Here is a 10294-nt window from a genome sequence, read left to right on the forward strand (position 1 = left end):
GGGCATCGAGCGGCTGCGGGTCGCGGTTCGGTTCACGCGCAGGCGTCATGGGCACTCAGGGCAGCTCGGACCCGCAGGACGTCCGTGCCCGACGTGGCGTCCAGGCCGGTGGCCTCGGCTGCCCGCCGCAGTCGGTAGTCCACGGTGTTGGGATGAACCTGGAGCCGTTCCGCGGTGAGCTGGCGGCTCAGGCCGCAGTCCAGGAACGTGCGCAGTGTGGACAGCAGCTCGGGCCGGTCGGCCAGCGGGCGCATCAGCCGGGCCAGCGCGTCCCGGGCCGGTCCCGGCTGCATCAGCTGATACTCCAGCAGTACGTCGGTGAGGTGGTAGACCCCCGGCGGACGGCCCGCGGCGACGGCCACCCGCCGTATCTCCTCCACCAGTTCGGCTGCCTCGCCCACCTCCTCAGGGACGGCCGCGGCCACCCCGGCCACGATGTCGACGCCGGCCACCCTGCTCATATGGGAGACCACTTGGCCCAGCCAGGTCCAGTCCCGGTCCGACAGCTGTGCCTCCTCGGTCCGCCAGGGGATCAGGGCGATCCCCCCGGCGCCGGACAGCGCAGTCAGAACGGCGCCGTCCACGTGGCGGTCGAGCTCGACCCGCAGCCGCCGCAGTTTGCGCCGGCCCGCCATCACGCTGCTCACCCCGTCGGCACTCTCGTCGGGGTGCGGGCCGATCGCCAGCCCGACGACCAGGTAGCACAGTGGCAGGCCGATACCGCAGCGCGTGGCCGTGCCCTGGACGTCCTCGCCGTCCAGCAGCGCCGTGAGCATCGCCTGCCGCGCCGACTGCTCATCGCTGGCGACGGCCTGCCGCTCCGCGAGGTATCCGGCCACCACCGTGGTCGTCATCCGCTCCAGGAAACGCAGGACGAGCATGTGCGCGGCCTGTAGCTGCGGCATGTCCTCGTGGGTCGCATGCGGTGCCATCCGCTCCAGACACTCGTGTGCCCCCACGTGATAGGCGCTGATCACGGCCTCCACCGGCATGCCGTCCTCGGCCCGCTTGGCCGCGGACTGCCGCAGCACCTGGAGTTCCGCCTCGCTCGGGAGCTGGCCGGTGCGCAGGATGGTGGCGAACGCCCGGATGCCCTGCTCGATGACCCGCCGGGTCTCGGTGCGCTGTTCGGCGGGCAGGGTCGCGTACACGGGCACCTGGTCGACGAGACGGGCCAGCACGCGTGCGGCCAGGTCGTGCACGGCCCCGGTGAGCCGCTGATGCACGGGAATCCCGCCGAATGTGAGCGGCACATGGCCGCCCGCCCCGGTGTGACTGTTCACGCTGCGACCTCGCCGGCACTCTGCGGAGATCCACTCCGTGCGGAGCTTCGGCGAAACTCCGCGAGGATCAACGAACTTACTGCGTGGTAACCACCGTCCTCGCAGGGAGCGGGGGGTGTCAAGGACCGTTGGCCATAGCCTGGACAAACTGTGATCGCTCACAAACCCCTGGCGCGAAGTTTGGATGGCGTACGGGGCTCGGAGCGCCGGGTCACCGCGACGATTCGTCAGGGGCGGCAGTGTCCGCCCGACTTCACCGGTCATCGGTTCGAGGACGGGCCGAGCGAATCCCAGGAGCACCCATGTCAGGGACAACGTGGCCCGTGCGCCGGCTGCGCACGTCACTCGCCGCGGCCGCCGTCTCGGCCGCAGTCGTCGTCACCTGTGCCGCTGCCCCGGCACAGGCTGCCCAGCAGGACACGCTGCGGGAAGGCGGCGTCGCACAGGCGCTGTGGAACTTCGCGGTGTCGCCCGAGGCTGTGCCCGGCGCGAACGACTGGTCGTGCCGGCCGAGTGCCGAACACCCCAACCCGGTGGTCATGCTGCCGGGAACCTTCTTCAACATCGGCGCCGACTTCGTGAAGGCCGCGCCCCGTCTGAAGAACAACGGCTACTGCGTCTTCGCCATGAACTACGGATTCACCTCCGCGTCGTTCGGCCGCGTCGGCGGTCTGGGCCACAACAGGGACTCGGCCGCGCAGCTGGACGCCTTCGTGGCGCGGGTCCAGCAGGCGACCGGGGCCGCGAAGGTCGACATCGTCGGCCACTCGCTCGGCTCGAGCGTGTCGATGTGGTGGATGAAGAAGATGGACGGCGCCGACAAGGTTGCCCACTACGTCGGCTGGGCGCCCAGCTCCCACGGCACCGATCTGAACGGCATTGTCCGCCTCGCCGACTCCCTCAACGCGATGGGCTTCGTCACCGGCCTGTTCGAGGTCGCACAGTTCCCCGGCGTCCTCGAGCAGGCCGACACCAGCGACTACACCAGGGAGCTGTGGGCGGACGGTGACACGGTGCCGGAAGGGCCCGAGTACACCGTCGTGATGACCGAGCACGACAAGGTCATCACCCCGTACGCGACCCAGGCGCTGAAGGGCGACGACGTCACCAACATCGTCCTGCAGGACATGTGCCCCGACGACAAGGCGGGCCACATGGGGTTGTTCAACGACGATCCCACCCTGCAGCTCACCATGAACGCGCTCGCGGACGGGCCCGACGACTTCAAGCCCGTCTGCGAGGGATACGGAATGCCTCTGCTCTGACCGTCAGGACGTCGGCCCGGCGGCCTCGGCGAGGGCAACGGCCAGGTTCTCGGTGCGGATACGCCGATCGATGTAGAGCAGGTTCAGCACCAGCTGGGGGAAGGCCACGGTGAGGGCCTGGCCGATCAGCGAGCTGATCAGACCGAACACCAGAGTGGTCGCAAGGATCGTCACGGCGACGCCGCCGCTGGACGCGTCGTCCGACAGCGACACCGGGCCGGCGGGCAGGGCGTTCAGCACGGACAGCGGCAGCTGGATCACATAGCCGGCCACCGCGGCGATCAGGTACGCCAGCAGTGAGATGCCGAAGATCCGCCACCAGGCACCGCGCACCAGCTGGGCGGAGCGGCTCATCGAGGCGATGACGCCCTGGCCCTCGAAGACGGCGGCGGCCGGGGCGAGACTGAACCTCACCCAGAGCCAGACGGCCGCCGGGCCCGTGATCAGGGCGCCGAGGAATCCGACCAGGATCAGCCAGCCGAACCCGTCCGTGCCGTTCACGGTCAGCATGATCATCGCGAAGAGGAATCCGAAGAAGGCCATCCCGGCCAGGAGGATCGGGACAAGGGCGATCAGCGAGGTCAGCAGAACACTGCCGAGCACCACCCCGGTGCGGGGCAGGGCACGGCGCCAGACGGAGCCGATGGTGGTCGGGCGGCCCAGGACCGCGTCCTGGAGGATGACGGGGCAGCTCGCGTAGATCACCGCGTTGGCGACCAGAAGCGTGAGCAGGCCGAACAGGTACACCGCGCCGAAGGAGAGCAACAGCGGGCCGAACTCGTCCCAGCCGGGGGCCTCGCTGCCCGACCAGTCCAGCACGCGGTGCAGGCGGTCCGAGACCGACACGTACGCGATGCCGATGGCACCGCAGACCAGCAGGGCGGCCACGCCGTAGGCCGCGAGTGCGACACCGAGCAGCTGCTTCCAGTGGCGGCCGATGGTCGAGAACGCCCCGCCGAGTATCTCCCCCATGCCGAGCGGCGCCAGCGGTATGACACCGGGCTTCGGCGGCGGGGGCACCGGCGGCATCCAGCCGCCGTAGGCGGGCGTACCCGGGTAAGGCGTGTTTCCGTGGGCCACTGCTGGATTCCCCCGTGCTTCGATACCGACCTGGACCGATCCGACCGGAAGGATCGGACGGCACACCGTAGCGGGACGCCGCCGGGCGGCGGACAGGACCCCCTGCAAGTCGCTGAACCCGGCATACGGGCGGATCACGCCCGGCACCTGAGACCGGTTCGCGGGGGCGGTGCCCGGCCCGTTAGGTTTCCTGTCATGACTGACTCGCCCGACAGCACCACTGCAACGCGCACCACCGGCGCCGTCGCCGCCGGACTCGCCACTCTCACGGCCGACGGCACCGTACTCGACACCTGGTTCCCCGCTCCCGAGCTCGTCGCCGAGCCCGGGCCCGCCGGCACCGAGCGGCTGACCGCCGAGCAGGCCGTCGAGCTGCTCGGCGAGGGCGCCACCAAGGCGATCGGCCCCGACCCGCGCCGCGGTGTCGAGGTCGTCGCGGTCCGCACCGTGATCGCCTCCCTGGACGACAAGCCGCTGGACGCGCACGACGCCTACCTGCGCCTCCACCTGCTCTCCCACCGCCTGGTGCGGCCGCACGGCCAGAGCCTGGACGGCGTCTTCGGCCTGCTCGCCAATGTCGCGTGGACCTCGCTCGGCCCGGTCGCCGTCGACGACGTCGAGAAGGTCCGTCTCCACGCCCGCGCCGAGGGCCTGCACCTGCAGGTGACCTCGATCGACAAGTTCCCGCGGATGACGGACTACGTGGCGCCCAAGGGCGTGCGGATCGCCGACGCCGACCGGGTCCGCCTGGGCGCGCACCTCGCCGAGGGCACCACCGTCATGCACGAGGGCTTCGTCAACTTCAACGCCGGCACCCTGGGCACCTCGATGGTCGAGGGCCGTATCTCCGCCGGTGTCGTCGTCGGTGACGGCTCGGACATCGGCGGCGGCGCCTCCACCATGGGCACGCTCTCCGGTGGCGGGAACGTCATCATCTCCATCGGCGAGCGCTGCCTGATCGGCGCCGAGGCGGGCGTCGGCATCGCGCTCGGCGACGAGTGCGTCGTCGAGGCCGGTCTCTATGTCACGGCGGGTACGCGCATCACGATGCCCGACGGTGAGATCGTCAAGGCCCGTGAGCTGTCCGGCGCCTCGAACATCCTCTTCCGCCGTAATTCGGTGACCGGTGCCGTCGAGGCCCGTCCGAACAACGCGGTCTGGGGCGGTCTCAACGAGGTGCTCCACAGCCACAACTGACCGGCCGTCCCCGGTCGGCGGTCCCCGCCATCGTGTGACTCTGCGTAACCTTTGCTCCGTTCGGGCGGATAGACAGGGCGAAGCGGAGTCACACGATCCGACCCCGAACCGGCAAGGCGAGGAACCGACATGAAGACCAGGCCGGCCGTACTCGGTGTGTTCGCGCTGCTTGCCGCGGTGCATCCGGCGGGCAGCGCGTTCGCCGACGAGACACACACCGGCTCGCACGACGGACACAGCGTCTCGCTGATCTCCACCGGCCAGATCGACGATCCGCTCGAGGACGTCCTCGAGCACGCGGCGGTCCTCGGCTCGACCTACGTGGACGACTGAGCCAGCTCCTCGTACGCAGCCAGCAGCCCGCGGGCCGCCTCGCGGCCGGCGGGCTGCAGTGGTTCCCGCACGCCGCCCGCAGGCAGCCCGAGCGCGCCGAGCAGCGCCTTCGCCGTCACCGTGCCGGGCAGGCCGGAGGCCATCATCAGCTCGGTGAGCGGCAGCGTCGCCTGGTTGAGCCGGACCGCGGCGCCGGTGTCGCCGGCGTCGAACGCGTCCAGAGCCGCCCGCAGTTGAGGGGCCGCGACATTGGCCACTGTCGACACGAAGCCGGCGCCGCCCACCGCGTACAGCGGAAGATTCAGCTCCTCGGCCCCCGCGTAGTAGGCGAGTCCGCCGTGCGCGATGACCTTGGAGCTGCCGAGCAGGTCGAACGAGCAGTCCTTGACGGCCACGATGCGCGGGTGACCGGCCAGCCGCAGCAGGGTGTCCGGCTCGATGCGGGTGCCGGTGCGGCCCGGGATGTCGTACAGCATCAGAGGAACGCCCACGGCGTCCGCGACGCGCACGAAATGCGCGGCGACGGCGTCCTGCGGCGGGCGGCTGTAGTACGGGGTGACCACCAGAACCCCGTCGGCGCCGGCCGCCTCGGCGGAGCGCGCGAGCTCGACGGTGTGCCGGGTGTCCGCGGTGCCGACGCCCGCGAGCACCGAGGCCCGCTCGCCCACCGCCTCGGCCACCGCCCGGACGAGCGCGGTCTTCTCGGCGTCCGTGGTGGTCGGGGACTCGCCGGTGGTTCCGTTCACCACCAGCCCGTCACAGCCGCTGTCCACCAGCTGGGCGGCGAGCTTCTGGGCACCCTCGAGGTCGAGGGAGCCGTCGTCGGCGAAGGGCGTGACCATGGCGCACAGAGCCCGGCCGAAAGGATGCGGAGAGTGCATGATCGGAGTCTGACCCACCCCACCGGGGAGCTCCAGTTAAATCTGCTTCCCGCGACAGCGAAGCATTGCTACGAGATCGCCTGGGCGCGGGACCCGCTGGACGGAGCGGGCCCCGCGCACGGCGAGGGGTGTGCTACGGACGGAAGCGCAGCACCTGCGGGTCGTGGTCGCTGTTCTGGTCGGCGAACTCGGCGTTGATGTGCACGCTGTCGTAGCTGAAGTCGCCGATCGACGGGCTGGTCAGGATCTGGTCCAGAACCTGGCTGTTGCCCTGGTAGACGTACGAGTAACGCTCCCAGCTCGGCAGTGACTTGATCGCCGGGTACAGGGCGCCGCCGTCCGTCAGTGCCTTGGTCGTCTCCGAGAACTCGAAGTCGTTGATGTCGCCCAGCACCACGACGTCCGCGCGCCGGTCGGCCTTGAGGATGTCCTTGACGAAGGTGTTCACGGCCTGCGCCTGGAGCAGGCGCTTGGCCTCCGAGGAGCGGACCGGCGGCTGGTGGTGCGAGGTGAGACCTTCGTCGCCGCCCTTCGAACCGAAGTGGTTGGCGATGACGAAGACCGTGCGCCCGCGGAAGACGAACTCGCCGGCGAGAGGCTTGCGGCTGCTCTCCCAGGCGGTGTTGGCCGGGTCGATCCGGCCGGGGGAGAAGGTGAGCGCGGCGCGGCCGTACTCCTTGGTGACACCGGTGGCGGCCGTCGCGTTGCCGCCGGCACGGTCGGTGAAGGAGACCCGCTCCGGGTTGAACAGGAAGACCTGGCGGATGTTGCCGCCGGGCTCGCCGCCGTCCTTGTTGTTCTCCGGGTCGACCGTGCGCCACTCGTACGCCGGGCCGCCCGCGGCAACGATCGCGTCCGTGAACTTCTTGACCGTCTGGTCGGCGGCCACCGTGCCGTCGTTCGTCGCCCCGGTGTTGTCCTGGATCTCCTCCAGGGCGAGGATGTCGGGCGACGCCAGGTTCTCCACGACGGCCTTCGCCAGCGCGTCGAACTTCTCCTGCGGGTCGGACGGGTCCAGGTTCTCCACGTTGTACGTGGCCACTGCCAGCTCGCCGCGACGCTGAGGACGCGTGGACTCGCGCTCCAGCTCGCGGTCGGTGACCGTGCCGAGGGTGCGGGCGGTGATCGTGTAGCCGCCGAACTGGTTGAAGTCCAGGGGGCCTTCGGTGGTGCCCGACAGCACATCGCCGACGTTCGCCTTGGGGAAGGGCTGCTGGGCGAGCGGAATGAGCGACTGGATCTGCAGCCGGCCGGTGTTCTGGGACTCGTACGAGCCGTAGCGCGCGCCGCCGCGGCTCGTCGGGTTCTCCCAGGGCTTCACCGTCACCCACAGCTCGGAGTACGGATCGGTGGCACCGACGACACGCGAGGTGCCGATGCGGACGTTGCTGCCCTCGAGCGACTCGTAGTAGTCCAGGGCGTACGAACGGGGCTTGAGCGGCAGGGCGTTGATGCTGCCCGCGGCCGCGGTGTCGCCCTCGGGCGCGTACCGCGACGGGACGGACCAGGCGGAGACGGTCACCGGGGCGGGCAGCGCGTTGCCCGAGGACACCACGGTCACGGTCGGCTTGGAGATCTGGGTCAGCGACTGGTTGCCGGAGCTCAGGCCGCCCGGGACGTACTCGCCCACGGTGCCGGAGACCTTGACGGCGTCACCGACGGCGACGGTCGGGGCGGCGCCGGTGAAGACGAAGAGGCCCTCGCTGGTGGCCGGATCGGCGTCCGCCTGCAGGTCCTGGATCCAGAAGCCGCGGGAGGAGCCGTACCCGCGGACGCCGATGACGATGCCCTCGACGTCCTTGACCTGCTGCCCGACGAGCGGGCTCGTGCGGGTGGTGCCCTGGATGTCATGAATGCGCGCGCCGGCGGTGTCGGCCGTGGTGTCGGCGTCGGCGGCGGCCGAGGAGGAACCGGCGAGCAGACCGGCGGCCAGTGCGGAGGCCACGACGGTCGCGACGGCGGCATATCTCGGTATGGAAGGCATCGGAGAACTCCGGAATGAGGGTTGGGGGGTGGTTCGTATATCTACGCGCGTCAATCTCTTGGCTGGACACTGTAGTTGTCAAGAGCCATCGGGTGTACGGAGGTGTTCCGGCAGGTGAACCAATGGCAATGGGGCTCCAGTCAGGGGTGTCTGCACCGCTCGCGGGGTGCTCGCGGGGTGAACGCCCGTGCCTGGCCGGCCCCCTGCTCCGGCCGTATCTCCCGGGCGCGGCGAAACCCGGTGAAATACGTCTACGCTGGGGGCGCCCACAGGGCCGCCCGGATTCCGAACGCCCGGAGGAGAACCACCAGATGCCCGAAGACCGCTCTCCTTTGCCGCCCGTGCGGCTGCACTCGGACGCGGAGCTGGCGCGGGACGCGCTCGCCACTCCGTTGCTGACCAGGGCCGTGAAGCTCGCCCGCTGGGCGGGACCCGGGACACGGGTCGGCGTGGGCGGTGAACTCGTCGAGGAGCAGCTGCCCGAGGCCGCGGAGGTGCTGGGACTCGGCGAGAGCGGCGGGGAGGGGGCCGAGGGCACGGACGGGGGCGGCGAGGGGCCGGCGTACGCCAGCGAGGCCTGGCGCATCGCCGTCGACACCGGCCTCGTGGAGGTCGAGGAAGGTGATGACGACTCGGTCGGCACGGTCTCCTCGGGGGACAACCTGGCGCTCGTCACCGGCGGTGGTCCCCAGGATGTGCTCGGTCTGTGGCTGGACGCCCTGGACGTGGTGCTCGCGGACGCGACCGCGCCCCTGCTCGACGGCATCGAGGACATCCTCGGCGAGGACGGCACCATCGACGTCGAGGCGCTGGACTGGGACCCCGAGGCCGAAGCCGCCTTCCTGGACGGTGTGCTCGGCAATCTCTACCTGCTGACCGTCACCGGGGGCGGCGCGGGCGAGGAAGCGGTGCCGCTGCCCGTGCTTGCTGCGTCGATGATCGTGCCCGACGACATGGGCGAGCCCACCGACGACGTGCTGGAACAGGTGTCGCAGGCGATGATGCGCCTCGACGACCAGTTCAGGCTGCTCGAAACCATCGGCCTGGTCGAATACCGGCCGGTGGACGAGGCGTTGATGGTCGAGGAGGGCGAGGAGCCCCCGCCGCAGCCCGACGACGAGGACGTCTCCCGGTACGGCCTGGTCAGGCTCACTCCGCTCGGCCTGTACGGCATCAGGGCCCGGCTGCTGGAGGAGGGGATCCACGCGCCCGCGGTCGGCGACCTCGCGGACAAGGGTGCGGAGGTGCTGCTCGACGGGCTCGCGTACTTTCCCGAGCTGTCGGCGCGCGCCGAGACCGAGCAGTGGCTGGCCCGGCGTGCCCCGGCCGACGCGGCGCGCGAACTCCTCACCGCCGCCGAAGGGGACGACGCGGGCGCACCGCTGCGCCGGCTGCACTGCCAGCAGGCCCTGACCCTGGTGGGCCCGCAGGCCGAGCCGGCCGTACGCGCGGTCCTCGACAACCCGCGGCTCGGCGGCCTGGCCCGCGTCTGGCTCGCGGAGCACGGCGCGGCGGACGTACCGGCGCCGCCGGAATCGATGATCTTCTGGCTGGCCATCGACACGATCGCCGCGCAACTGAGCGCGGTTGGCGAACCGGACGAACTCCAGGACCTGGTGGAGGGCCTGGTCGGCCAACACAGCGGTTTCTTCGACGCGGCGTGGCGGGTGGACCATCCGGCGACGGCGACGGTCCTGGAGGCGATGGGCCGCCTGCACCGCGACAAGAAGGCGGCGAAGGAGGCCCGCAAGGCGGCCTTCAAGGCCCGCTCGCGAACGGGGAGCTGACGCGGCGCCCCGCGACGCAGCTCCGGGGCGGGGCCGGCGAGGGCTCGCGTTGCCCCGCTGCGGGACGCCGCTGCGGGGCGAGCCTGCCTGGGGGTGTGGCGCCCCTCGAGTCACCGGGCCGGGCCTGCGGCCCGGCCCGCAGGGCTCACCGCGCCGCGCGCGAGTCGCGCCACCTCGCGCCCGGGAGCCCCTCCTGCGCCCTCGCGCGGACCGGTGGTCGTACGAGGGGCGCCCGCGAGGAACCCGTGCGCGGGAGCCCGCGCGGGGGCGGCGCACCCGTTGCGAGCGTTGAGCCGGTCCGTTACCCGCCCGAGGGGCGGTCTGCGAGATACCTGGCGCGAGGGCCTTGCACGGGGCGGCGGGCTGGCTGCGGGGCCGGTCCGCTTCCTGCCCGAGGCGGGCGCCCCCACCCTGAGGGCCCCGCACGCGGGCCGTGCGGTCGCGGCGGGCGTGGGGCCGGTCCGCGGCCTGTCCGAGGGGCGCC

8 protein-coding genes are annotated in these 10294 nt (G+C 71.3%); 4 read left to right on the forward strand and 4 right to left on the reverse strand.

The annotated features are described in order from the left end of the window. Positions 1-32: 32 nt before the first annotated feature. On the reverse strand, positions 33-1283 hold the full coding sequence (locus ABZ208_RS36570; RefSeq protein ID WP_356913770.1) for a helix-turn-helix domain-containing protein: 1251 nt from the start codon (positions 1281-1283) through the stop codon (positions 33-35). Between the two features lie 302 nt (positions 1284-1585). Between ABZ208_RS36570 and ABZ208_RS36575 the strand changes: the two genes are divergently transcribed. Then, positions 1586-2548, forward strand: a complete 963-nt coding sequence (locus tag ABZ208_RS36575; protein ID WP_356913771.1) for an alpha/beta fold hydrolase — start codon at positions 1586-1588, stop codon at positions 2546-2548. A 3-nt stretch (positions 2549-2551) separates the two neighbouring features. Here the strand turns inward: ABZ208_RS36575 and ABZ208_RS36580 are convergent, their stop codons facing one another. Further along, positions 2552-3628 carry a hypothetical protein gene (locus ABZ208_RS36580; protein ID WP_356913772.1) on the reverse strand — a complete coding sequence of 359 codons (1077 nt, stop codon included), beginning with the start codon at positions 3626-3628 and terminating at the stop codon, positions 2552-2554. Positions 3629-3823: 195 nt separating this feature from the next. On the opposite strand from ABZ208_RS36580, the gene dapD reads away from it, so the two are divergent. Both dapD and ABZ208_RS36590 read left to right on the forward strand, forming a co-directional pair. Next, on the forward strand, positions 3824-4825 hold the full coding sequence (gene dapD, locus ABZ208_RS36585; protein WP_356913773.1) for a 2,3,4,5-tetrahydropyridine-2,6-dicarboxylate N-succinyltransferase: 1002 nt from the start codon (positions 3824-3826) through the stop codon (positions 4823-4825). Between the two features lie 129 nt (positions 4826-4954). Next, entirely contained in the window at positions 4955-5158 is a 204-nt protein-coding gene (locus ABZ208_RS36590; RefSeq protein ID WP_356913774.1) for a hypothetical protein, read from the forward strand. Here ABZ208_RS36590 and dapA read toward each other — a convergent pair. Together dapA and ABZ208_RS36600 are read right to left on the reverse strand one after the other, a co-directional pair. Further along, on the reverse strand, positions 5143-6039 hold the full coding sequence (gene dapA, locus ABZ208_RS36595) for a 4-hydroxy-tetrahydrodipicolinate synthase (protein WP_356913775.1): 897 nt from the start codon (positions 6037-6039) through the stop codon (positions 5143-5145). The genes ABZ208_RS36590 and dapA overlap by 16 nt on opposite strands. Before the next feature lie 133 nt (positions 6040-6172). Beyond that, entirely contained in the window at positions 6173-8023 is a 1851-nt protein-coding gene (locus tag ABZ208_RS36600) for an endonuclease/exonuclease/phosphatase family protein (RefSeq protein WP_356913776.1), read from the reverse strand. Positions 8024-8334: 311 nt separating this feature from the next. On the opposite strand from ABZ208_RS36600, the gene ABZ208_RS36605 reads away from it, so the two are divergent. Further along, positions 8335-9810, forward strand: a complete 1476-nt coding sequence (locus ABZ208_RS36605) for a hypothetical protein (RefSeq protein WP_356913777.1) — start codon at positions 8335-8337, stop codon at positions 9808-9810. Positions 9811-10294 lie beyond the last annotated feature (484 nt).

Source organism: Streptomyces sp. NPDC006208 (genome assembly GCF_040613775.1).
Classification (GTDB): domain Bacteria; phylum Actinomycetota; class Actinomycetes; order Streptomycetales; family Streptomycetaceae; genus Streptomyces.

Bases quoted from the DNA above. Each gene is read 5' to 3' on its own strand.
- ABZ208_RS36575 (WP_356913771.1), top strand. From the start codon at position 1,586: ATGTCAGGGACAACGTGGCCCGTGCGCCGGCTGCGCACGTCACTCGCC.
- ABZ208_RS36605 (WP_356913777.1), top strand. From the start codon at position 8,335: ATGCCCGAAGACCGCTCTCCTTTGCCGCCCGTGCGGCTGCACTCGGAC.
- dapD (WP_356913773.1), top strand. From the start codon at position 3,824: ATGACTGACTCGCCCGACAGCACCACTGCAACGCGCACCACCGGCGCC.
- dapA (WP_356913775.1), bottom strand. From the start codon at position 6,039: ATGCACTCTCCGCATCCTTTCGGCCGGGCTCTGTGCGCCATGGTCACG.
- ABZ208_RS36590 (WP_356913774.1), top strand. From the start codon at position 4,955: ATGAAGACCAGGCCGGCCGTACTCGGTGTGTTCGCGCTGCTTGCCGCG.
- ABZ208_RS36600 (WP_356913776.1), bottom strand. From the start codon at position 8,023: ATGCCTTCCATACCGAGATATGCCGCCGTCGCGACCGTCGTGGCCTCC.